This is a genomic window from Tissierella creatinophila DSM 6911 (assembly GCF_001940565.1).
In the GTDB taxonomy this organism is placed as follows: domain Bacteria; phylum Bacillota; class Clostridia; order Tissierellales; family Tissierellaceae; genus Tissierella_A; species Tissierella_A creatinophila.
Window position 1 is genome coordinate 77,696 of record NZ_LTDM01000053.1, and the last position, 22,730, is coordinate 100,425.

General features: G+C 31.4%; 27 protein-coding genes and 1 pseudogene. 1 reads left to right on the forward strand and 27 read right to left on the reverse strand.

The window, feature by feature from the left end; translation table 11 throughout:
• Window positions 1-15: 15 nt before the first annotated feature.
• From TICRE_RS10385 to TICRE_RS10420, 9 genes and pseudogenes are all read right to left on the reverse strand, one after another.
• Window positions 16-225 (reverse strand): hypothetical protein, encoded by a 210-nt coding sequence (locus TICRE_RS10385; RefSeq protein ID WP_075727803.1) that lies wholly within the window; start codon window positions 223-225, stop codon window positions 16-18.
• Between the two features lie 91 nt (window positions 226-316).
• Window positions 317-649 (reverse strand): helix-turn-helix domain-containing protein, encoded by a 333-nt coding sequence (locus TICRE_RS10390; protein ID WP_075727805.1) that lies wholly within the window; start codon window positions 647-649, stop codon window positions 317-319.
• 331 nt (window positions 650-980) lie between these two features.
• On the reverse strand, window positions 981-1,247 hold the full coding sequence (locus tag TICRE_RS10395) for a helix-turn-helix domain-containing protein (RefSeq protein WP_075727807.1): 267 nt from the start codon (window positions 1,245-1,247) through the stop codon (window positions 981-983).
• A 12-nt stretch (window positions 1,248-1,259) separates the two neighbouring features.
• A pseudogene (locus TICRE_RS10400) lies at window positions 1,260-2,165 on the reverse strand (type IV secretory system conjugative DNA transfer family protein); the annotation flags it as partial.
• 27 nt (window positions 2,166-2,192) lie between these two features.
• Window positions 2,193-2,405: a hypothetical protein gene (locus TICRE_RS13505; protein WP_198927549.1), complete on the reverse strand. Its 213-nt coding sequence runs from the start codon at window positions 2,403-2,405 to the stop codon at window positions 2,193-2,195.
• Window positions 2,402-3,250, reverse strand: coding sequence for a DEAD/DEAH box helicase family protein (locus tag TICRE_RS13510; protein ID WP_075727809.1), 849 nt, complete (start codon window positions 3,248-3,250; stop codon window positions 2,402-2,404). Before TICRE_RS13510 ends, TICRE_RS13505 begins: the two co-directional genes overlap by 4 nt.
• Window positions 3,223-3,471, reverse strand: coding sequence for a hypothetical protein (locus tag TICRE_RS13515; RefSeq protein ID WP_075727811.1), 249 nt, complete (start codon window positions 3,469-3,471; stop codon window positions 3,223-3,225). The genes TICRE_RS13510 and TICRE_RS13515 overlap by 28 nt, the downstream gene beginning before the upstream one ends.
• 890 nt (window positions 3,472-4,361) lie before the next feature.
• Window positions 4,362-4,979: a class I SAM-dependent methyltransferase gene (locus TICRE_RS10415; protein ID WP_075727813.1), complete on the reverse strand. Its 618-nt coding sequence runs from the start codon at window positions 4,977-4,979 to the stop codon at window positions 4,362-4,364.
• A 144-nt stretch (window positions 4,980-5,123) separates the two neighbouring features.
• Window positions 5,124-5,360 carry an SHOCT domain-containing protein gene (locus TICRE_RS10420; RefSeq protein ID WP_408645657.1) on the reverse strand — a complete coding sequence of 79 codons (237 nt, stop codon included), beginning with the start codon at window positions 5,358-5,360 and terminating at the stop codon, window positions 5,124-5,126.
• A gap of 490 nt (window positions 5,361-5,850) precedes the next feature.
• Here TICRE_RS10420 and TICRE_RS10425 point away from each other — a divergent pair, with 490 nt between their 5' ends.
• Complete coding sequence (locus tag TICRE_RS10425; protein ID WP_198927551.1) at window positions 5,851-6,543, forward strand: GGDEF domain-containing protein; 693 nt, start codon at window positions 5,851-5,853, stop codon at window positions 6,541-6,543.
• A gap of 167 nt (window positions 6,544-6,710) precedes the next feature.
• Here the strand turns inward: TICRE_RS10425 and TICRE_RS10430 are convergent, their stop codons facing one another.
• From TICRE_RS10430 to TICRE_RS10505, 18 genes are all read right to left on the reverse strand, one after another.
• Window positions 6,711-6,926 (reverse strand): heavy-metal-associated domain-containing protein, encoded by a 216-nt coding sequence (locus tag TICRE_RS10430; RefSeq protein ID WP_075727899.1) that lies wholly within the window; start codon window positions 6,924-6,926, stop codon window positions 6,711-6,713.
• A 67-nt stretch (window positions 6,927-6,993) separates the two neighbouring features.
• Window positions 6,994-7,632, reverse strand: a complete 639-nt coding sequence (locus TICRE_RS10435) for a methyltransferase family protein (RefSeq protein WP_075727817.1) — start codon at window positions 7,630-7,632, stop codon at window positions 6,994-6,996.
• Window positions 7,633-7,667: 35 nt separating this feature from the next.
• Entirely contained in the window at window positions 7,668-7,826 is a 159-nt protein-coding gene (locus tag TICRE_RS13310) for a hypothetical protein (protein ID WP_158016525.1), read from the reverse strand.
• Window positions 7,827-7,853: 27 nt separating this feature from the next.
• Window positions 7,854-8,243: a NusG domain II-containing protein gene (locus TICRE_RS10440; RefSeq protein WP_233120198.1), complete on the reverse strand. Its 390-nt coding sequence runs from the start codon at window positions 8,241-8,243 to the stop codon at window positions 7,854-7,856.
• A 40-nt stretch (window positions 8,244-8,283) separates the two neighbouring features.
• Window positions 8,284-8,454, reverse strand: a complete 171-nt coding sequence (locus TICRE_RS10445; protein ID WP_084191934.1) for an aspartyl-phosphate phosphatase Spo0E family protein — start codon at window positions 8,452-8,454, stop codon at window positions 8,284-8,286.
• Window positions 8,455-8,458: 4 nt separating this feature from the next.
• Window positions 8,459-9,292: a prolipoprotein diacylglyceryl transferase gene (lgt, locus tag TICRE_RS10450; RefSeq protein ID WP_075727821.1), complete on the reverse strand. Its 834-nt coding sequence runs from the start codon at window positions 9,290-9,292 to the stop codon at window positions 8,459-8,461.
• A 45-nt stretch (window positions 9,293-9,337) separates the two neighbouring features.
• A complete protein-coding gene (locus TICRE_RS10455) occupies window positions 9,338-11,584 on the reverse strand; it encodes a spermidine synthase family protein (protein ID WP_075727823.1) in 2,247 nt (748 codons plus the stop codon).
• A gap of 14 nt (window positions 11,585-11,598) precedes the next feature.
• Entirely contained in the window at window positions 11,599-11,865 is a 267-nt protein-coding gene (locus tag TICRE_RS10460; protein ID WP_075727825.1) for a DUF2933 domain-containing protein, read from the reverse strand.
• 32 nt (window positions 11,866-11,897) lie between these two features.
• A complete protein-coding gene (locus TICRE_RS10465; RefSeq protein WP_075727827.1) occupies window positions 11,898-12,893 on the reverse strand; it encodes a cytochrome D1 domain-containing protein in 996 nt (331 codons plus the stop codon).
• On the reverse strand, window positions 12,883-13,530 hold the full coding sequence (locus TICRE_RS10470) for a hypothetical protein (protein ID WP_075727829.1): 648 nt from the start codon (window positions 13,528-13,530) through the stop codon (window positions 12,883-12,885). Before TICRE_RS10470 ends, TICRE_RS10465 begins: the two co-directional genes overlap by 11 nt.
• Window positions 13,527-13,802, reverse strand: a complete 276-nt coding sequence (locus tag TICRE_RS10475; RefSeq protein ID WP_075727831.1) for a zinc ribbon domain-containing protein — start codon at window positions 13,800-13,802, stop codon at window positions 13,527-13,529. Before TICRE_RS10475 ends, TICRE_RS10470 begins: the two co-directional genes overlap by 4 nt.
• Before the next feature lie 36 nt (window positions 13,803-13,838).
• Window positions 13,839-13,979, reverse strand: a complete 141-nt coding sequence (locus TICRE_RS13520; protein ID WP_198927552.1) for an LDCC motif putative metal-binding protein — start codon at window positions 13,977-13,979, stop codon at window positions 13,839-13,841.
• A gap of 214 nt (window positions 13,980-14,193) precedes the next feature.
• Window positions 14,194-15,558, reverse strand: a complete 1,365-nt coding sequence (locus TICRE_RS10480) for a sigma-54-dependent transcriptional regulator (protein WP_198927553.1) — start codon at window positions 15,556-15,558, stop codon at window positions 14,194-14,196.
• Complete coding sequence (locus TICRE_RS10485; protein WP_158016527.1) at window positions 15,524-16,705, reverse strand: two-component system sensor histidine kinase NtrB; 1,182 nt, start codon at window positions 16,703-16,705, stop codon at window positions 15,524-15,526. The genes TICRE_RS10480 and TICRE_RS10485 overlap by 35 nt, the downstream gene beginning before the upstream one ends.
• A gap of 373 nt (window positions 16,706-17,078) precedes the next feature.
• Window positions 17,079-17,312 carry a heavy-metal-associated domain-containing protein gene (locus TICRE_RS10490; RefSeq protein ID WP_233120195.1) on the reverse strand — a complete coding sequence of 78 codons (234 nt, stop codon included), beginning with the start codon at window positions 17,310-17,312 and terminating at the stop codon, window positions 17,079-17,081.
• A 65-nt stretch (window positions 17,313-17,377) separates the two neighbouring features.
• Window positions 17,378-19,825 (reverse strand): heavy metal translocating P-type ATPase, encoded by a 2,448-nt coding sequence (locus tag TICRE_RS10495; RefSeq protein ID WP_075727837.1) that lies wholly within the window; start codon window positions 19,823-19,825, stop codon window positions 17,378-17,380.
• A 31-nt stretch (window positions 19,826-19,856) separates the two neighbouring features.
• Window positions 19,857-20,123 (reverse strand): metal-sensing transcriptional repressor, encoded by a 267-nt coding sequence (locus TICRE_RS10500; RefSeq protein WP_075727839.1) that lies wholly within the window; start codon window positions 20,121-20,123, stop codon window positions 19,857-19,859.
• 333 nt (window positions 20,124-20,456) lie between these two features.
• Window positions 20,457-22,544 carry a copper-translocating P-type ATPase gene (locus TICRE_RS10505; protein WP_198927554.1) on the reverse strand — a complete coding sequence of 696 codons (2,088 nt, stop codon included), beginning with the start codon at window positions 22,542-22,544 and terminating at the stop codon, window positions 20,457-20,459.
• Between the last annotated feature and the right edge of the window lie 186 nt (window positions 22,545-22,730).

A 22,730-nucleotide genomic window follows, 5' to 3' on the forward strand; every position in this document is an offset into this window, starting at 1 on the left:
ATTCTTTTAATACTGTTATGTCAATAATATTACACATCTATGTTCTAATTGCATAATTTTTACACAATGATAATTTAAAATTTTATCTACCCTTGATAATTTTTTTGATACAATAATTTTACCATCACTTAGTAAGGAATCCATCTCCCTACGATATATCTTTATAAAAAACCAATGCACTTTAATACAAGTCTTAGTATATGCAATCTTGAATTTTATTTTCATAATCTAATTGCCTCCCTGTAATTCTATCAGTGTTTCTGCAACACCTTTAGATACATTATAGCACAAGGCAATTGTATGTTGCTACTTAAGATTAAAGATCCTCAACTGCAACTTCTATCATTATTTCAACTACTCGGAAAATTCTTTGTTGCTCTTTAGGGGTTAATTCATGTATCTTTTTAGAAAGAATTGATGACTTTATCTCATTACCAGTCCTTAGAACATCCATTAAAAGTAAGTCTGCCGGTATATTTAAAGCATTTGTAATCCGTATGAATGTCTCTAATCTTGGTATCTTTACCCCACGCTCTATAGCACTCATATAATTCGGACTTAAATTAACATATTCAGCAAGTTCTTCCTGTTTCATGCCAAGTTCTTCCCTACGCACTTGAATTCTTTTTCCAATAGTCTTTAATTCCATTATCTCCACCTCCAATAGAATTACTGTAATACTTATAGTATAAAATCTATTTAGACTTCATTACAGTATCTATTGGAGTTGCACTAACTCTATTTGGGTTATAATTGCTCTGATAGCCATAATTTATATAAATACCTCTATTTATATATGATCCAATATAGTTTTTTACAAAATACATTTTATATTTAATATTATACAATTGTTCTTTTTCTGCCTATAAATATATTCTTAAAGTGAGTCCTTCTTGGTGGTTCAAGGTGGACTCCACCTCAGTCCAGGTAAAAGACAAACTATCCCCTTGGTGGATAATTTGTCTTTTATCTATATCCTATTATCTTTTTAAAAAATATCTATTAGATGAATTACTTCCATTTTCCCTATAGCGTGACTCTTTAGTTAAGAGTCCACACCGTATAAGATCTGCTACCCCTCGCTTTACTGTACTCCTTGACATAGAAGTCTCTTTTGCAATGGTATTTATAGCTGGCCAGCATTCTCCCTCTGCATTACTCCTATCCTTTAGATACATATATACAGTCTTAGCTCGAGATGGCAACTCATCTGATGAGTAGGAATAAATCTTTCCAAAATAACTCAATTCTTTCCCCTCCTATGTTCTTAATGTCGGCCTTCGTATTTTATTTGTTGTTTCTGTTTTGTCTGATGGACCATGAATTAAGCCACCACTGTTGTTTTTACTGTTTATAGAATTACTTTCTTCTGTATCTTCGTCATCTTCTTTTAATATATTTACCTCTAATCTTTCTTTATTAGCATATGAAACCTTACGATGAGACTTTTCCTCTACAATATATTGTTCTCCAAAGGTAATCCCCCAATCTAAGAATAACCGGAGTACGGTTTTTATTGGATGTGTTCCTGTTTTCATAATCACGAAATTTCCTTTAGGTAGTGACTTTAATTCATCTGCTGTCATAAGAGGTCGTTCCATCATCTGCAAGCTTTGGGAAGGATCATTCTTTCCTCTGCTTATAGTACCACTCATAACAGTCCTACTTCCTAATGCTTTAGATAATACTTGAGCTGTTTCAGAATTAGGAGCAAATCCACCAAATATTGTACCTTGGCAGTTATCTACAATTATTTCGGAACCTTCTTTACCATAGTTCTTTTGTAGTTGCCCAAAGCTTTGAATGATTGGTACCAAACTTAATCTACGGGACCTACTGGCAGAGAATATAAGCTCTAGTGATTCAATAGGTGGTAATGTACCAAGTTCATCTAGATAAAAAATAACTCTATTTTTTAGTTGACCACCTTGCTCATCAGCTACAGATAATATCTCACGATATAGTTGTTGAATCATAAGGGATACCATAAAGTATTTCGTTAGATCTTCCTCTGGTAATACAATAAAAAAGGCAGATTTTTCATTACAAAACTTCTCCGCATCTATTGCAGTTTCAAAACACAATATCTGCTCCATCTCACTATCTAGAAAGGCATTGAGTCTTGATAGGACTGTGGATAATACAGATGCCATAGCTTGTTCTGCAGAGTTTAATGCTGCCCCAGCAAACCATCATGCTTTATGCTCACCAAGACCCTTTACAATATTTTCAAGGGTATCTCTAAAATCATTAGAACAAGTCAATGTGTATGATAAATTAAGGGCTTCAGTTTTATGTTTTTGTGCGTATGGCAGACGGAGTACTCTTCCAAGTATTTGCTCTACATCAACCTTTGAAGTTTTATTAGCATGAGTTGCAAGAATATATGCAAAGGACAGTCTCAACCTTCTTTTAAGGCATTTACTGTAATAATATATCGTATCTCACAATCCTTACTCATTAGATCGATGCCTTTAATTTCGTTAACATTAGAGGTTTTAATTGCAATTTGTTCATTTGGTATTCCATGACCTATAAGTTCTTCTTTTAGCTTCTCAAAAGTCGCATTATCTTCTCTGCCTTTTGGCTGTGCCTGAAAAAGAACAATAGGACAAATATATTTACCTGTTCTTTGTTCTTCTTCTATGGCTTGTTTTTCAAGGTTACCACGAAGCTGAATTGCATCTATAACAACTTCTTGCTTACTATTACGGTTATATACTACAACAGGTAACTTCACCATGTTTTCTTTTTTTAGTTCCCTTGCATCTACATAGGAGATAATATTACTATTTGCCTTTGGAGTTGCAGTCAAGTCGAGAACAAAGGATGGGTTAAGATTGTTTAGCATTTCTACACTTAAATCTGACTGGGCATTATGGCTTTCATCAACAACCACAACAGGTGAAAGCTGATTTAATACTTGAATAAGGGCAGTATTATCTACATCTTCAATCAAGGTTTCAAGGTTTTCAAAATATGGCTCAAATTGTGCCAGTTGACTGTTTTGTTGATAGACCTTTCTTCCATCTTTTTTATTGGACCTGATGGAATCAAATCTAAAAACACAAATTATCAGCTGCTCTTTAACAGAAGTAAGGTTAAATCCTTGTCCATTTAGAAGCTGTTCTTTTGCCAGCACTTCAACTCTACCACTAAAGTCCATATCTATTTTCTGTCTATAGGGGTGATCTACATTGCTTAAGGTACGAATCGTCTGTTCTAAATCGCATTTGATGGTACAAGCCATGCAACTACCTTGGTTTTAGATAAAGGCATCTGTTCAAAGAATGGCTTTAGTGATGCACAGGCTATAAAAGTTTTTCCACCACCTGTGGGTACTTTAAAGCAAACATGTGGCGCACCTATTATGGCATCTTTATATTCGGGCACACCACCATAGCCTACACTAATATTTTTATCGTTCCAGTGTTTTGTATAGGCTGTTTTTATATTACTGGTTTCATTCAATATCTTTAAATAGCTTGAAAGATCTTTTAATACTTGTTTTTATATCCTTTTAGTTCCATCTCATATGGATATAAATAACACATTGATCTAATTCTTTTAAACAAACATAGTTCTTATGAACTGCACAATAAGCAATAAATTAGCAGATGTAAATTACCCCCGAAATGAATGGGATTAATTTATTATAGGGACAAATCAAAGATATGGTTATCGTGGCGCAAAACAAGCAGAAGAATTTATATTGGAAATCGGTGGTATATTTGCAGGGGATGAATTATCTAAAGCTGACAAGGATGCTGTTATGCGTTCCTTACAACAGGCCTATTAGGACTCAAAAGAATAAAATAAAAAGTACACTCCTAAAAAATATAGAAAAGATAATAATCAAGTCCCAAAAACGGATTAATTATTGGGCATAACAATTTCAATTACCAAGGTTTACTAGGCATACATACCTATCGTTGGAAACAAAATATGAAAAAAGATACTGAATATGTTGCCAACGCTTTTGGGGCTCATCTACTTTTAGATAATGATTAGGTCTTGCTGATTAAGATGTAGGAGATGAACAATATGGGATATAACTTTAATGTTCCATGTCATCCTGAAAGTAATTTTTTAAAAAAATAAAGGTATAAAAGATCCTGCAAGTATGTTAAGGCTGGCAGGATTTTCTTAATATCATCTTTCAAATAATTCATATAGATTCCTAACATATCGTCAAATAAAACTCTAAATTTTTATTAATCAAATTGATCGATAAAATCATTGTTTTAGATTTTGAAATCAGAGGGTACTAATTAACCACATATTCTTTTGCATTTCTAATCCTTTAATAACATTTCACATGATAAATATGGAGTAAATATGAAGATTTTAATTTATTAATTCTATTTTTCATTAACAATAATTATTTTCTTTACAATATCCCCAGTCAAATTTATAACCTCAACTTTATTGTACCCTGCCTTTTCAATATTTTCTACAGTACGCCTATTGATATTTGCACCATATAGATTTACAGTTATAGGATTGAATATATCCATAATAAGTCCTAATACTTTTCCTTCACTTCGTACATGTTCAATCATAATTATTTTTCCATCAGGTTTACATACCCGTCGTATCTCCTTTAATCCTTTTATCGGATCAGGTACAGAGCAGAACACACAAGTAGTAAATATCATATCAAATGTATTGTCAGGAAAGTCCATGTTTTGTGCATCCATCTGAATCAATTCTACCTTTTTATTGATTTTTTTTGCCTTTTCCCTTGCTCTAGAGAGCATCTTGTCGCTAAAGTCAATCGCTATTATATCCAAATTATCTGGATAGTAGGGTATATTCTTACCTGTACCAACCCCCACTTCTAAAACTTTACCTTTTAGGTCTTTCGTAACTTCTAACCGCCACTTTTTTAATGACATAACTTCCATAGGCTTTTCAAATAAATCATACACCTTTGAAACCCTATCATATCTTTTTCTAATTTTATCGGTGCTATTCATTGTATATCCCCTTGTATCTTATTAGACATTCCTTTTCTATATTTTATAGCATTCGGAAAATCGTGTCTTCAATATTATACTAACATCAACTATCGTATAAACAATTATTAAATCTAACTAAGATAAAATAAACACTTGCATTCGTCAATCTCTTAACATCTCTTTCTTCGTAGTATATTCTTCTTCAGAAATTTCCCCATTCGCAAACCTTTGGTTTAAGATATCGAGAGCATCACTCCCTCCTTTGTGACTGTTATAATTCACGCCACCATTTTGTGATAATTTAACAATTGCATAAATAACCAAACCTATCAATAACAACGGAATAATCATTCCGAATACCCCCATCATGCCATATCCATATCCCATCATATTTATCATTCCTTTCAATTTTTTTGCTCTGAAATAACCGGTTCAACTTTTCAGTGCCAGTCATGATACTACACATCTTATCTCCAGTATTTATTTCATATAATACTGAATTTTTCCTACTCATTAATATGAATTTATTTTATTTGTTAATATTTTTTTTTACTCCTCCTATTCCCATGGTCATTTATATCAACACCTTGATATTAATATTGTAATATATGATTATGAAGATACTATGAATAATTTATATGTTTCTATGCGGTTATTTTTCTTTATGTAAGCATTCACTTCTTATTCTGAATAATCACACAGAAGAATATTTTCATCCCTTTACTCTTGAATAGTTTTTACATTAATGGTATATTTATGCTAGTACCTTGTTAAATAATCTTTAAACATTTTATATTATTATTAAATTGGAAGTTCATGTACCTGTAAGAGAGAAAAACAAAGAATACACCAGATACCATCTCTAATAATGAAGAAGGAATGATATAAATTGAAACTAACACAAAACTTTGCCATCTTAATCAGTATGCTCATAATTGGACTTGTTTATGGCTTAACTTATCATGTTATTATTATGCCTTTACTTGGTAGTAGACTAATCCTTTGCATAATCCAAAGCATTGGATTCGGACTAATAAACTACTTTGCAGCTATTGCCATTTATAAAAAATATAATGTATTGCAAAAATCAAATACATTATTGCAGAAAACATTACAGATTGATAAACTAACAGGATTATTTAATCGAAGGTCCTTTGACAATCATATTCAGAAATTGCCCTTGGATGATACATATTCTATTATATTCATAGACATCGATAATTTCAAAAATTTCAACAATAGTTTTGGGCACCAGATTGGTGATACTGTCTTAAAGAAAGTTGGTCAGACCATTAAAGCCACAGTAAGGTCTAATGATAGTGTATATAGGTATGGTGGTGAAGAAATTGTCATAATATTAAATGACTGTGATAAAAAGAACGCATTTGCAATTGCTGAAAAAGTAAGGTTGAATATCTCTGAACTGGACAACTCACCTTTTCCAGTTATAACAATCTCTTTAGGCATATCAAGCTACCCAGAGGATGGAACTGAAATTGATAAGATTATTGAAGCTAGTGACATGGCCCTTCTTACAGCAAAAAAATTAGGGAAGAATCAAGTTGCTATGTCTACAAAATAGAAAATACACCCAAGTACTAAAAACAAATCAATTCATAAGCTAAAATGGTACTTAAGAAGATCTTTTCTAATTACCCCATCTACAGGTATTATTTTGAAACTTACAATCGAAGAAACTTGTTTTGTTTAAATGTTTGATTAGTAGAGTATTAAGGTATTATATATATCCTAAATTGATTTTACTATGATGGTCTTGTATCCTGCATTGTTAATGGCAGTTGAAAGTTTATTGTCATCTATATTAAAATCTAATTTAATTATAGCATTTTTTTCATCTAGGTTAATCCATACATTTATTACTCCACAAATATCCTTTAATATATCAGTTATATGTGTAATGCAATAACTGGAAGTAATACCTTCTATAGTAATTTTTTTCTTCATAATGTATTCTCCTTTTATTATATAAAACACTCCATCTACTATTGCATAATCCTCCATATGGGAACCTTTAATTTATTTTAGTTTTCAATGATGGTACAAATCTTGGTACTATATCCATATATTCTAAGTATTTACCCCCAAACTCTTCTATCATTACACTTTCTTCATTTTTTGATAGTTTTATATACATTATTGTTAAAACTGGTGCCATTATCAGTGTAATTATTGTAGGCCATTGAATGAGAAATCCCAGTATGATTATCATAAATCCACTATATTGAGGATGTCTTACATACTTATATATTCCATCAGTTATTAGGTCTCCATTACCACCATGTATACCCTTCCATCCCTTCCCAATAATTGCAATCCCTGCAAATATTAGAATATTACTTAATGGATGTAATATTGAATATACCATTGTAGATCCACCGGCAATAGCTACCCATAGATGCCCATTTATATGTGTAAATGGATCTAGTACAGGATATCTATTACCTAGAATTGATGTTAAAATATATATAGTTAGGGGAAATCCAAACATTTCTGCAAACAATGCTACTAAAAACGAAGTAAAGGCGCCTAAGGTGCGCCAGTCTTTTTTACTTTGGGGTTTAAATACTAAAAAAACAAATCCCCCAAACATCAGAATGTTAAATACAACTGATCCCCATAATCCATAAGCATACTGATCTAAAAAATGCATATACTACCTCCCTTAATTTATTAGTATCGGATATATTAAATTACAAATTTATATACAATTAAACCAAGAAATAGTAATACTGCTATTATTAACATTGGATTTAGTTTTAAGCCAGTTTGATTTTTATTTTCTTCATTTCCCCATTCTTTCATTTGTTTATCACTTTGATTATTACTCCCACCGCAACAGCTCATAAAAACACTCCTTCCAATTATTTATATTTAGTTCCTTACTATAATGTCTATATCTTGCTTCTCATTTGTTTCGATTGTAACAATAACTTTATTAGGTAAACAAACTATCATTTGGTAGCTATTTTCAATCCAACCAGTATCAGAACAGATTCGTTCAGGACAAATTTTTATATCCATTGGTAACATCCTAACACGATCACCAAATATTTCTAGTTCACCAATATTTTCTCCAAATTTGAAATCATATATTGTAGATTGTTTGTCTGTTTTTAATGGTATTTTAGCTATTTCTATCCCATCAAAACGAACTATTACATCTTTTCCCAATGAATCAGTCGTTGTTCTCGTAATATAAAAAATTGAAGTAATGCTTAATATAATTATTACTACGATAAGAAATTTATCACCTACAGTCATTATTTTCAATGCTACCCTCCGTCTACAATATCTCCATTATTTATGGATGTTGTATGTTTTCTAAATAATATAGATTTAAAAGACCATCTAATTCCACACTCAATTTTAAAATTAAGTCTTTGTCACTTTTTATTAACACCAATTCATTCAATTCTTCTCTCTTAACTTCAATTTCATTATTAATTATCTTTAGTGTATTCGCTTTGTACATTTTCCTACCTCCATACCCAGAAATAATATAGAAGTAATGATACGATAATCATGGATAAAATTAACACAATTTCTCCAGTAGTGATACTAAACATTTTGCCTTTAATTTTATTCTTAGTCTTGTTCCCTTTTTTTAATATTATTAATCCAATTATCGATATAACTATTAACGCAGCACTAGTTGCGTGTGCAACAGTAAATGGATCTATAAACATAGGGTTGGCTCTGAAAAATTCTACAATAAATCTATTTATTGAAAATCCTATTAAATAAGTAAAGAACAGTTGCCCATCATATTTAACTGACTTTCTTCTTGCCCACAGGATGCCAAACAGAATATAATTTAGTATCGATTCATAAATTTGAGCTGGATGTAGTAGTCTGCCATCCATTAATACCCCCCAAAAGTATTTGTTTTTCATTACTACTCCAAAAACATCACAACCAACTCTACCTATAGCTTGTCCCAGAATTATACCTGGAGCCATAATATCAGCTGCTTTCCATAGATTTATCTTCTTTATTTTAGAATATATTAGTGTTGCAATTCCTCCTCCAATCAAAGCTCCTTGTATTGATAAACCACCATCCCAAACTGCAACTATTTTACCTAGATTATCTAAATAATAATCTAAATTAAATACTAATACATAATATAACCTTGCCCCTATTATTCCAAAAACTATTACATATAATATTAAATCTGTAATAGTATCCGTTGAGAATTCTTTTCTTTTGGTCTCTTTTAATGTAATAAGATATCCTACTAATATTCCTATTGCTATAAACAATCCAAATACATTTATAGAATAGTGTCCTATGCTAAATATTGTTTTCATATAATCATCCTTTCTTTAGAGAAGTTAAATCATATTTAAATGCAATTAGTAATCAAAAATAAAAACACTTAAATACAATAATCCTCCAATTAAATTTGCAACTGTAAAGCCTAATTTCATAGATATTATTAATGCTAATACTGACCCCATGACAGACAGTATTCCGTTTATTCCCCACATTAGCGGTATATATCGTTCTTGTTTATTTGCATTTAGTTTGGCAATCCCCTTTGGAAAGGCCATCCCTAAAAAGAAACCCAGTGGGAACAACAATCCAGCTAATAATAATAATTTGAAACCATCTCCTACTATTCTATATTTACTTATCATAATTGGTATTACTATCTGCAATAAGATAGTCAAGACAGGAATTATCATAAATATAATCTGTCTATGCTTTATTTTAATATTGAATATTTTCTTATTGCTATAATAGCTACCTATCCCACAACTTAATAATAGTGAGAATAATACATAACTAAAAGATTTAGTTGGATTTCCTAAAAATAGCATACTCTTTTGTATAAGTGGTATTTCTATCATCATAAAACCTACGCCAATTGTTCCAAAATAAAGAGTAGACTTATAAATTTCGCTTTCTTTAACCTTTTTATAAATTACCAATGTAACTGAAAGTATTATCATAAACAATCCCAACAAAGTTAAAGGTATCCCTTTCCCAAAATCGAAGAAAAAAGGCTTATCATCTGTAGCGGGTATTGTGTTAATTGGCATTCCCTTATAAATATCTGATAGATCAATTTCCCCTGTGCTATATTTATAGTATACATCTATGTACACCTTTCCCGGGATATTCTCTATTCTTCTATTTTGAGCCATAGCTTTATTGCTGATACTTTCTATTTCTTTAGATGTAAATTGTTGTTTTTTAAATACTACTACGGGCATATCTATAAAGTTCTGATATTCTTCTGCCATATCTAACGTAAGATTATTCACTACTACAAAATGATTTGGAATATCTTCTCTTTTAATACCTCTATCTAGTAACACCTCTATTCCTGTATTAATTCCTTTATACATATCTTGGACATCATGAAACATAAAACTTAGATATCCATCGTCTTTAAGATGTTCAAAATAAGTTCTATATGCTTCTTTTGTATAAATATAGTTTTCAGACATACTCAGTCCACCATTATTAACTGAATTAGTCATTACCATAGATAAATATATATTGTTATATTTTTTTTCTGTTTTCTCTATGAAATTTCTTCCATCATCAATATAGGTATTTACTCCCCTTTGGTTATAAATATCTCCGTTAAAATCTTTAAATTCAAGTGCAGCATCTATGGTTCCTGGATTTATCTCCACTGCATCTATCGCTTTGCTACCACCTAATAGTGCAAGTAAAATATCTTTTCCCCCTCCTGATCCAATCAACAAAGTATCTTCATTATCACCGATTGAAAAGGGAAGAAATTCTATTTCATTTTCAAGATACTCTACCTTGTCCAGATCTCCATCAAACTTTAGCATCGGTGCACCTGCTCCACCATCTGTAATAATAATTTTTTGATCCTCACTTTCATCTACAACATCGGTTCTTGAAATAGAGTCCCATTTTGTATAGGAAACTTTTACATCTGGATTATCCATTATCTTAAGATGTTCTATCACTGTGGTTGGACTAGTAAAATACGCAGTAAAGTTGTATTCTAATTCACCCAAAATTTCTCCTTGGAATATTAATACCATTAATGCAACTAAAACCAATCCAGATACTATCCTATTTTTTTTATGATTTGTTCGAGACAATAGGATTATGTTTGATATTACTGCCAATGAGGTAATTAAAAATAAAGTTTTCATGAATCCTAGATTATCCATTAATGGAATTATCAGAATGCTTCCCAATGTAGAACCTAATAAATCAGAAAAATAAAGCTTGTTACTTATCTCCTTGTTATTTAAGAAGACTAGTGACAGAATCATCCCACCTATAATAAAAGGTATACTTGATATTAATGCATATAATGCATACACTTTTATATATGGTAATCTGTAAATCATCATAACTGTTCCGATATAGGATAGCCCCAATAACATAGAAAGCTTTTCATACAAAATCTTTTCTGTATACCTATATGCAATAAATCCACCAACACCTAATCCTAAAATAGATAGAGATATTGTAAAAAATACGAGATGCTTTAATAACATTGCAGATAAAAGTCTTGTAATTAATATTTCATATAGAAATAGGGATGCTGATAGTATAAATATACCTATAAGTATAGGTGTTTCTTTTGTTCTTGTGTTTATCATAGTTTCCCCCTGTTCTATTTATTAGAACCTTCTATTTCACTATTATCTTCATCCGATCCTCCATGACAATTATCTTTACCATGCCCCATCATACCTTTCATCATAAATAGATGCATTAATGGACATATAAGAATCATTAGAAAAAATGGTGCTTTAGATAAAACTGGACTTGAAATATTAAAATATCTTAGTCCTACAATCACCAATATAGGAACTAAACAACCGAGTAGCATTAAAATCATATGTTTTCCATGTCCATGTTGATGTTTATCATTTTTCATAATTTGTACCTCCAATATCTTATTTTATTATCTTATTTGTTTTTTACAAATTTTATCTCATGCGGCTCCTTGCCTATTTTTATTGTATTAACTATTTTATACTTTTTCATATCTATAACAGAAATATCTTCTGATTCAAGGTTCGATACATAGGCCAAATTACTATTAGGTAGTATGGATATATGGTTAGCCTGTCCATTTGTTTTTATTGTTTTTACCACTTCTTTATTTTCTATGTCTATAACACTTACATCTTTTGAAAACATATTGGTAGTCCATAAATACCTGCCATCACTTGACACTGCTAACCCATGTGTCCCCTCTCCTGCTTTTATTTTATCTACTTCTCTTCCCCTTTTTATATCTACAATAGAAACAGTGCTATCTTGAACATTAGCCACATATAAATATTTGTCATCGGGTGAAAGTTCTGATTCATTGGGCATTATCCCTACATCAAATGTAGATATTAATTCAAAATTCTCTATATCTAACATGCTAACATTTCCTGACATTACATTGTTTACAAATGCAAATTTACTGTCTTTAGTAAAGTCAATATGAGAAGGACTTTTACCATTGGACCGTATTGTTTTAATAATCTCATCTTCTTGTGTATCTATGACATTAATATAATTAAATTCTTCACCTTCTTGTAGGTCTCCACTAGTAGTTAATAAATATTTTCCATCTGGGGTAATATCTATCCCGTGAAGATTTCTTCCCGTATCTATCATTTTCAATATTTCTTTACTCTTCACATCTATTACGAATACTTTGCCGTCCTCTAGGTTGCCTGTATATATCTTATCTCCATCATAAGATACTGCTATACCATGAGATACAGAATCTCCTACCTTAATCTCATCTATCAATTTATTTGCAGAAACATCAATTATAGAGATAGTCCCATCTCCTGCATTTGGTACATATGCTAAATACCCACCTTTACTTTTTGTCTGTTTATATGCAAAAACAATAGCTACAGTAGCTAGCAATATTATAACTACCCTAACTTTATTTTTCATCCCCCGTGCCTCCATTATTATATTGGTCAATTACTTCTTTATCCCATTTGAATGTCAGACTACCGACACTTTTTATGCCCACAATATCAAGTTGAATGCTATCAGTATTTGCACTTATTACATTATTTGCACCAATAGATTTTGGAAGTTTTAAATATCCTGAAACATGATGTCCGCTTCCACCCTCTAATTCCCATTGGAACCCTTCGGTAATTATAGTACCATCACTAATCCTTAACTTCGCTAGTTCGGCATATTTTATATTTTCCAAATCAATCCTATGATTATTTATCATTACCTTAAAAACAAGATAATCTTTATCCTCTTCTAATGGATTGTTGAAAATCACTGCCATGTCTATACCATTCTGACTATCAAGTCTCATTAAACTTTCTTCATCAAATTTCGATTCCTCTAATTCTATGTTTTCATTCTCCTCACCTGATTGAAATTCATCTGGTTCTATGCTTTCACTTTCTTCTCCATTTTTGACTTCCTTTAATTCGATTTCCTCATTCTCTTCTATTTTTATATCAGTGTTATCATCTATAGGAATTCCATTTTTACCAAATACAATCCATATACTTGAAAAAGCTAATATTGATACTAAAACTATCATAACAATTGATTTTTTCACTTCTTACCTCCCGTAATTTTAAATATTTCTGCAGTTTGTTCATTATCTTCACAAAAAGGGCAATATCTCCAATCAATATCTATTAAACTTCCACATCTGTCACATCTTTTCTTAATTTCTTCTTGGCAATAAGGACAGTTTAAAGAATTGGTATCTATTTTCATTCCACAATTTCTACATTTTTCTTTCACATTAGCTATATATGATTGGTCATCTTGCTTAATTATCAAATATATTATAACTGCAAATATTGAATATTGTATTAGACTCAAATCCTCCACATCCTATAAAATTTAAATATCATACACCTATTTAATTGACTTTTTATTATTTACCTTAACCTTGTCACTTTCTCTTCCTAATTGGCAGCAATCTAATCGCCCTGTACCAAAGCTCTCCTTATTTGCTTCCCCAAGTTTTTCTAACCATTTTTTAATAATATTTTTCATTTATATCCTCCTTATATATAGTTATTTGTTATTGCCATTATATAATGCAATTAACATGCCAATATATATCTTGGTTAAATGCACGTAAAATATAAAGAGAGTGTAGCATATGCTACACTCTTTTTATATAAATGGTTTGTTTTCCTACATTAACTTATTAAATTTAGCATTAATACATTGATATAAAGACATATGCTAAGCTTTTCATTTATCATTATTTGATATCAATATTATACTTTTCCAACCTATATATTAAAGTATGTCTCGTTATTCCCAATAACTTGGCTGCCTTTGTTTGATTAAATTCTGTTCTCTCAAGAGCTTGAATTATTAGATTTCGTTCTACATCTTCAAGCAATATTCCTTCGTCTGGTAGTATATAGTTTGAATCAAAAGTATTCAATGTTCCTTTAATATCCTCAGGTAAGATATCCTCAGTTATTTCCTGTCCCCAGGATAATATTACACACCTCTCAATAATGTTTTGCAACTCCCTTATGTTTCCTTTCCATTCATAGTTCATCATCTTTTCCAAAGCAACCTTACTTATCTTCATCTTTGGTTTTCCCATTTGGCCTGAATATTTTCCTATAAAATAATCTATTAATAATGGTATATCTTGCCTTCTATGACGAAGTGCTGGAATACTAATTGGTATTACATTCAATCTATAATATAGATCCTCTCTAAAATCATTCCTATCTACCATCATTTTTAAATCTTTATTGGTGGCAGCAATAACTCTAAAGTCACCCTTTATAGTTTCTTCACCACCAACTCTCTCAAATTCTTTTTCTTGTAATACCCTTAATAGTTTTATCTGCATTGATTCACTTATTTCACCTATCTCGTCGAGAAATATTGTGCCCCCTTGGGCTAATTCAAATTTCCCTTTCTTTCTAGAGACAGCTCCAGTAAATGCACCTTTTTCGTATCCAAATAATTCACTTTCCAGAAGATTCTCCGGAAGGGCTCCACAATTTATCTTTATCAAGGGGCCTTTACTTCTATTGCTATATTCATGAAGCGCATTTGCTATAAGTTCCTTTCCTGTACCACTTTCAGCTAGTACTAAAACAGTTGCATCAGTAGGTGCTACTTTATAAACCAAATTTAACAAATCCTCCATGATTTTACTTTGATATATTATTTTTGGGTTATCTTCCTTCAATTTACCCCTTAAATAATTTACTTCATCATTTAAATGCTTGTATTCTAAAGCTCTTCTAATTACTACTCTAAGTTCCTCAATATCAAATGGTTTAGAGATATAATCTAGGGCTCCTAATTTCATAGCTTCAACAGCTAGCTTAGTTGATCCATGGGCAGTTATCATTATTACTGGAATCTTGGGATTTATATTTTTAATATTTTCTAAGACTTCCATGCCATCCATTTTTGGCATTTTCAGATCCAAGATTACTAAATCAGGTTCATGTTTTTTAAAGCTATCTAATGCTCCTAATCCATCTTCAGCACTTATTATTTCGTACCCTTCTTTTGTTAGTGCCTTTTTTAATGCCCATATCATATTAACTTCATCATCAGCTATTAATATTTTGCTTTTTATTTTTAACACCTGCTTTCTGTTGCATTGGTAAGTAAATATCTATTTGGGTTCCTTCTCCTTCTATACTATCTACGGCTAAATAGCCATTATGGTCTTGTATAATTCTATCAGAGACACTAAGTCCTAAACCAACGCCTTTTTCTTTTGTTGTAAAGAAGGGATTAAAAACCTTCTTAAGATTCTCTTTTTTAATCCCCCTTCCTGTATCTTTAAAGCTAATATTTACACCTTTTTCTCTTAATTCAGTTGTTACAAAGATCTTCCCGCCTTTGTCCATTGCTTGAACTCCATTGAAAATAAGATTTATAAAAACCTGTTTCAATTTTTCTTTGTCGGCCTCAATATTAACATCTTGTCCTATAGATAGTTCCATATTGGCATTATTTGTACTCAAATACTTATCAGTTATAAGAACTACTTCCTTAAACAATTCAGTTAATGATATTTCCTTCATTTCATTATCTGGTGGTTTTGCAAAGTTTAGTATACCGTTTATAACTTTATTGGCTCTATCTACTTCCTTTACTATTATTTCAAGCCCTTCAGTTAGATCTTTTTCATCACTTTCTTCCAAGAGCGTTTGGCTTATTGTTTTTATTATTCCCATTGGATTTCTTATTTCATGGGCAATACCAGATGCAAGCTCCCCTACAGCAACTAACCTATCTGCTCTTACAGTCTGAGCTTCAAGATTTTTTTCCCTAGATTTATCCTGAATTATTATGACAAGTCCTTGAACCTTATTTAATATGTTAAATAATGGTAACACTGTTATAGAAAGAAACTTATCTTCACCATCTACATTAATATTAGTTTTAATGTTTGTAAATTGAAGCTTTTGTTCTTTGGCTTGATTTAATATATCAAGAACATTTTTATCATTTAGTATATTGGTGATATTAATTTCATCTTTTTCATCTATACCTAATATATCTTCACCTTTTCTATTTATAGAAGTAATGAAAAAATTTGTATCAGTAGATATAACACCATTATTTATACTATCCACAATATTCTTAGTGTAATTTTGAAGTTTTGTAATCTCAATAACTTTATTTTCAAATAACTTCTGCTTTCTATAATCAAGTTCTACAAGCTTTCCAGTGATAAACCCTATAGCTAAGTATAATGTAATCTCTAGATATTGGTTTATCATAGTTATACTTACCACACCACCGAACATTAATAAATGAGGTGCATATAGTATTGAAATAAGTATCGAAGAAATAAGTCCTCCCTTTAATCTATACCTAAATGATGATAATATAATTGGTATATAATATAATTTCCTGTAAAAAATGTGAATTTCCCATTCTGACATTAGATTTGAGTAATGAAGACCAGTAATTATTAAAATCAATAACGTGATTATCCAGAAATATCTGTCCTTTAAAATGTTTTTATTTATCATTCTATTACCTCACTAAGTCTTATAGTATCATTAACATTTACTATTAACTGTTACAATGCTATAATGTCCAGTATTTTTCAATGCTGGACATTATTTATTTATAGTTTCTGGTATTTAATTAAGCCTCTTGAATTCCTACAACTTCATATCCTACTTCGTCAATTGCAAACTTAATATCTTTGTCTTGAACATCTGAAGTAGCATCAAATAGTGCTGTTTTTGCTTCTAAATTTACATCTACATTTGAAACTCCATTTAATTCACTTAATGCTTCAGATACATGTTTAACGCAATGCCCACAACTCATACCTTCAATTAATATTTTCTTTTTCATTTTATTTTCTCCCTTCAAATTTTATTATTTATATAAATTAACCTGAATATTATTATCAGATTATTTATTACATTTGTACTCTACTATCTAATAGGTTTAAACCCTTTTAATCTCAAAGCATTCAATAATACTGAGACCGAGCTAATACTCATAGCTGCGGCTGCAAATATAGGACTTAAAAGTGGTCCATTAAAGATATATAGTACCCCCATTGCCACTGGTATTCCAAGGGTATTATAAGCAAATGCCCAGAATAAGTTTTCCTTGATATTTCTAATAGTACTTTTACTTAACTGTATAGCCGTTGGTACATCCATTAAATCACTTCTCATAAGAACTATATCTGCGGATTCCATAGCAACATCTGTTCCTGAGCCTATGGCAATACCAATGTCTGCTTGTGCTAATGCTGGTGCATCATTAATTCCATCCCCAACCATAGCTACCTTCTTACCTTCTGCTTGAAGCTTCTTAACTTCGTTAGCCTTGTCTTCAGGAAGAACTTCAGCTAATACAATATCAATTCCTACCTGCTTTGCAATTGCTTTAGCAGTTCTTTTATTATCTCCAGTAATCATTGCGACTTCAATACCCATCTCATGTAATTTCTCTATGGCTCTTTTACTATTTTCTTTCACTGTGTCTGCTACTGCAATGATTCCTGCCATTTTATTGTCTATAGCTACGTACATTGGTGTTTTTCCTTCTTCGGCCAATTTATTAGAGGTTTCCTCTAAGGAATCTAGTGTTATTTTTCTTTCCACCATAAGTTTTCTATTCCCAGCCAAAATGTTTTTCCCATCTATAGTAACTTCAATTCCGTGTCCTGGTATAGCATTGAAGAAATCTACCTTTTTCAATGTTATTCCTTTTTCTTCTGCACTTTTTACTATTGCTTCACCAAGTGGATGCTCCGACCCTTTTTCCGCTGATGCTGTTAATTGAAGTAATTCATCTTGTTTTACCCCATTTACAACAACTATATCTGTTACGATAGGCTTACCTTCAGTTAGAGTACCCGTTTTATCAAAAATAATAGTTTGTATCTTATGAGCAGTTTCTAATGCAGCTCCGCTTTTTATAAGCACACCATTTTCTGCCCCCTTACCTGTACCAACCATTATAGCTGTTGGAGTTGCTAATCCAAGAGCACATGGACACGCTATTACAAGAACAGAAATAAATATTGTTAAAGCAAACACTGTAGTCTGTCCACCTATGAAGTACCAAGCTAAAGCTGAAGCAATCGCAAGTACGATTACCACTGGAACAAAGTACCCTGAAATTGTATCTGCAAGCTTAGCAATTGGTGCTTTAGATCCTTGTGCATCTTCTACAAGCTTAATAATTTGAGCTAATGCTGTATCTTTTCCAACTCTAGTCGCTTTATATTTTATGGATCCATTTTTATTAATACTAGCACCAATAATACTGCCTCCAATATTTTTTTCTACCGGTATGCTTTCACCAGTAAGCATTGATTCATCTACAGAAGTAATACCTTCTACAACTACACCGTCGACAGGCATCTTTTCACCCGGCTTAACAACAATTATATCTCCTACCTCTACTTCTTCAATACTAATTTCTACTTCTTTACCATCTTTTATAACAATAGCCGTTTTAGGTGAGAGACCCATAAGCTTCTTTATTGCCTCTGATGTTTTACCCTTTGTAACTGATTCTAGATACTTGCCAAGAAGTATTAATGTTATGATTACACCAGCCGCCTCAAAGTATAAATCATTAGTATAGTCAGTATTCCCTTGGAATATTTGTGTTATAGCAAATATCCCATATAAAAAAGCTGCGGAAGTTCCTATTGCTATTAGAGAATCCATATTGGGAGTTCTTCTAAATAATGACTTAAATCCTACTGAAAAAAACTTATTTCCAGCTATCATCACAGGTAAAACTAAAATTAATTGTATTAAACCAAAGTTTCTAGGATTTATCATCGGGTCTACAGCTATTGGTAGTGGAACCCCTAACATATGACCCATTGTAATATATAATAATGGTATTGTGAATATTGCAGATATTACGAACTTCTTCCATAAAAGTTTCATTTCTTTTTCTTTTCTTATCTTATCTTCATCAATTGATGTATCTTCTTCTATAGCCTTATACCCTGCTTTTTCTATTACCTTCCTTATGTCTGAAATTTTAACTTTTGACGGTTCATAGCTTATTGTTAATTTCTCAGTTGCAAAATTTACATTTGCCCCGGTAACACCATCAAGCTTTTTAGTTGCTTTTTCAATAGTTTGTGCACATGAAGAGCAGGTCATTCCTTCTATTTTCATAGTTTTACTGACTGTATCAGAAAGTGCTTTGTATCCTGCTTTTTCAACAGCAGCTTGGATATCTTCTACAGATACTATTGTCTCATCAAAGCTAATATTTAACTTTTCAGTAGCAATATTAACACTCGATTCAGTAACCCCTTGTAACTTTTTAGTAGCTTTTTCTACGGTTATTGCACAAGATGCGCAAGTCATTCCTTCTATTTTTAATAACTTAGTTTCCATCCATTTCCACTCCTTTTAAGTTTATATAGTTCTATTTACCAATTATCTTTGATAAAATTCCTATAATTTCATCTATTTTTTCACTACCACTATCTTGGTGAAACGCTTCTGTGACACAATGATTCATGTGTTGTTTTAGAATCAACAAGTTGGCTTTTCTTAATAGTGATTGTGCTGCCATAATTTGATTTGATACATCAACACAATATCTATCCTCTTCAACCATTTTAATTGTTGCTTCTATTTGACCTTTTGATGTTTTTAATGATAATAATGCTTTTTTCTGTTCACTATTCATTTATCTCTCCCCCCTCCACCCCCGGGGTGGGCCTAATATATTTATATTGTATTCCTATTTCTATAAATTGTCAACACCATTTATTATTTTAGAAATCAATTACAGTAATCCTTTTACTGATTAACAAAACGTTGACTCCCACAATGGAGAAGTTACTGACCTAATAAATGAATATTAAAACACCCTGTTAAATATTTAGAAGTAAATTTCTTACTACTAAACATAACAGGATGAAGTTATCATAAAGATTTTTATAAATACTTATTCACAAATTAAATAACTAATTGAATAATATAAGGACAGTCCCTGTCTATTCATCTCTTACCAAGACTTTTAGTCAATATTAAGAAATTTAGCATTAATGGATACGATTATCGTACTCAGTGACATGAAAACAGCACCTAATGCTGGGCTAATAATGATTCCCTGATTATATAAAACTCCTGCTGCTAATGGAAGAGCAATCACATTATATCCAGTTGCCCAAATTAAATTCTGAATCATCTTTTTATAGGTGGCTTTTGAAAGTTTAATGATATTTACAACATCTAATGGATTACTTCTTACAAGAATAATATCCGCAGACTCAATAGCTACATCTGTGCCTGCCCCTATTGCAATCCCCAAATCTGCCTTAGCTAATGAAGGTGCATCATTTACTCCATCACCAGTCATTGCAACCTTCTTGCCTTGCTTAATAAGTTCATCAATTCTATCTGACTTTTCCTGCGGTAATACTTCAGCAATTACTTTATCTATTTTGAGTATCTTACCTACATAAGATGCAACTCTTTGATTATCACCAGTTAGCATGATTGATTCTATATTCATAGATTTTAAAGACTTTATAGCTTCTTTTGCTGTTTCTCTTACAATATCAGATAATGCAATATATCCTATAAGTGTATTGTTTTGTAATACAAACACGACAGTCTTACCTTCCTGGGCTAACTTTTCATAATGGTTTTGATCAAAATAAATCTTTTGAGTTCTTATATAACCTGGACTTACTATCATTATTTCATTACCTTCTACAGTTGCCTTTAAACCCTTTCCTGGTAAACTTTGAAAATTACTAACTTCTTTGGTTTTTAGATTTAGTTTCTTCCCTTCTTTTACAATACCTTTTGCAATTGGGTGTTCTGAATTCGCCTCAACTGAATATACAATTTCAAGTAACCTTTCTTGTGATATACCAATTTCCTGTATATCAGTTATTCCAAATTCACCTTCAGTAAGGGTACCTGTTTTATCAAACACAACTGTATCTAAATTTCTAGCACTTTCAAACGCAGCGCGGTTTCTTATCAATAGCCCTCTCTTTGCTCCTATACTAGTTGAAACTGCAGTAACTAATGGGGTTGCAAGTCCTAATGCATGTGGACAAGATATGATGATTACTGTTACAGCTCTTTCAATTGCAAAGTTTAAATCCTTACTAATTAGCATCCATAAAACAAACGTCGCTGTTCCGGCAGTCATAGCTATATAAAATAACCATTTGGCTGCTGTGTCCGCTAATCTTTGAGTATTTGACTTTGATGCTTGAGCATCTTTTACCAGCTTGATAATCTGAGATATAAAAGTTTCATCTCCAACTTTGCTCACTTTAAACTTTAGCAATCCTTCTCCATTGATGGATCCACCAATTATCTCATCACCAACTTCTTTCTTGACAGGAACTGATTCTCCTGTAATCATAGATTCATTAACTTCTGACATTCCATCATACACTATACCATCTATTGGAATCTTTTCTCCTGGTTTTACTAACACAGAATCTCCAGCACTTAGTTGATTTACTGGAATATCGATATTTTCACCGTTATCTTTTATAAGATGAGCTTCCTCAGGCATTAATTTTAGCAACTCATCAAGGGCTCTCGATGCACCCATGATAGACTTCATTTCAATCCAATGACCTAATAACATAATAACTATTAAAGTTCCTAACTCCCAAAAGAAATCATTTCCACTTAGTATAAATACTGTTAAAGTACTATAGATATACGCTACGGATATAGCAAATGATATTAATGTCATCATTGCGGGCGACTTTTTCTTTAGTTCATCTTTTGCACCTGTAAGAAATGGTTTCCCTCCATAAATAAATAATATAGTTGATAGACCAAACAATATATAAGAATCTCCTGCAAAATTCCATTCAACCCCTAAAAACATTTGAATCATTGGAGATAATAGTAATATAGGTACAGTAATAATTAATGAAAAATAGAATCTTCGTTTAAAGTCTTCCACCATCATAGCATGATGGTCACTATGGCCTTCATGCTCCTGGTCTTCATGGTGTTGATGGCTATTATGATTCATGTCTTGATGGTTACTCGCTTCATGATTCATATTCTCGTGATTTTGATGATTTTGATTACTGTGTTTTTCTTTATTTTCTTTGTTATCCAAAATAATTCCTCCTTACTCAATTTATCTTTGTGGAATAGTAGTAGCTCACATTTGAACTAAAATTTTAATATCAATTAAAACAAGTCACATTATTTAAATTCTACCCCTAAAAAACAAACTAAATCATATGGTAAGATCACAATTTCATTCTAAATTTATGCGTCTATTAGTAGAGGATCTTATTGT

Excerpts from the sequence above, each read along its gene's own strand:
- TICRE_RS10415 (WP_075727813.1), bottom strand. The coding sequence starts at position 4,979 with ATGAATAGCACCGATAAAATTAGAAAAAGATATGATAGGGTTTCAAAG.
- lgt (WP_075727821.1), bottom strand. The coding sequence starts at position 9,292 with ATGAAAACAATATTTAGCATAGGACACTATTCTATAAATGTATTTGGA.
- TICRE_RS10390 (WP_075727805.1), bottom strand. The coding sequence starts at position 649 with ATGGAATTAAAGACTATTGGAAAAAGAATTCAAGTGCGTAGGGAAGAA.
- TICRE_RS10385 (WP_075727803.1), bottom strand. The coding sequence starts at position 225 with ATGAAAATAAAATTCAAGATTGCATATACTAAGACTTGTATTAAAGTG.
- TICRE_RS10435 (WP_075727817.1), bottom strand. The coding sequence starts at position 7,632 with ATGCATTTTTTAGATCAGTATGCTTATGGATTATGGGGATCAGTTGTA.
- TICRE_RS13520 (WP_198927552.1), bottom strand. The coding sequence starts at position 13,979 with ATGAAAAATATTATTAAAAAATGGTTAGAAAAACTTGGGGAAGCAAAT.
- TICRE_RS10440 (WP_233120198.1), bottom strand. The coding sequence starts at position 8,243 with ATGACTGTAGGTGATAAATTTCTTATCGTAGTAATAATTATATTAAGC.
- TICRE_RS10460 (WP_075727825.1), bottom strand. The coding sequence starts at position 11,865 with ATGAAAAATGATAAACATCAACATGGACATGGAAAACATATGATTTTA.
- TICRE_RS10455 (WP_075727823.1), bottom strand. The coding sequence starts at position 11,584 with ATGATAAACACAAGAACAAAAGAAACACCTATACTTATAGGTATATTT.
- TICRE_RS10430 (WP_075727899.1), bottom strand. The coding sequence starts at position 6,926 with ATGAAGAAAAAAATTACTATAGAAGGTATTACTTCCAGTTATTGCATT.
- TICRE_RS10485 (WP_158016527.1), bottom strand. The coding sequence starts at position 16,705 with ATGATAAACCAATATCTAGAGATTACATTATACTTAGCTATAGGGTTT.
- TICRE_RS10495 (WP_075727837.1), bottom strand. The coding sequence starts at position 19,825 with ATGGAAACTAAGTTATTAAAAATAGAAGGAATGACTTGCGCATCTTGT.
- TICRE_RS13510 (WP_075727809.1), bottom strand. The coding sequence starts at position 3,250 with ATGGCTTGTACCATCAAATGCGATTTAGAACAGACGATTCGTACCTTA.
- TICRE_RS13310 (WP_158016525.1), bottom strand. The coding sequence starts at position 7,826 with ATGAGCTGTTGCGGTGGGAGTAATAATCAAAGTGATAAACAAATGAAA.
- TICRE_RS10445 (WP_084191934.1), bottom strand. The coding sequence starts at position 8,454 with ATGTACAAAGCGAATACACTAAAGATAATTAATAATGAAATTGAAGTT.
- TICRE_RS10465 (WP_075727827.1), bottom strand. The coding sequence starts at position 12,893 with ATGAAAAATAAAGTTAGGGTAGTTATAATATTGCTAGCTACTGTAGCT.
- TICRE_RS10420 (WP_408645657.1), bottom strand. The coding sequence starts at position 5,360 with ATGATAAATATGATGGGATATGGATATGGCATGATGGGGGTATTCGGA.
- TICRE_RS10500 (WP_075727839.1), bottom strand. The coding sequence starts at position 20,123 with ATGAATAGTGAACAGAAAAAAGCATTATTATCATTAAAAACATCAAAA.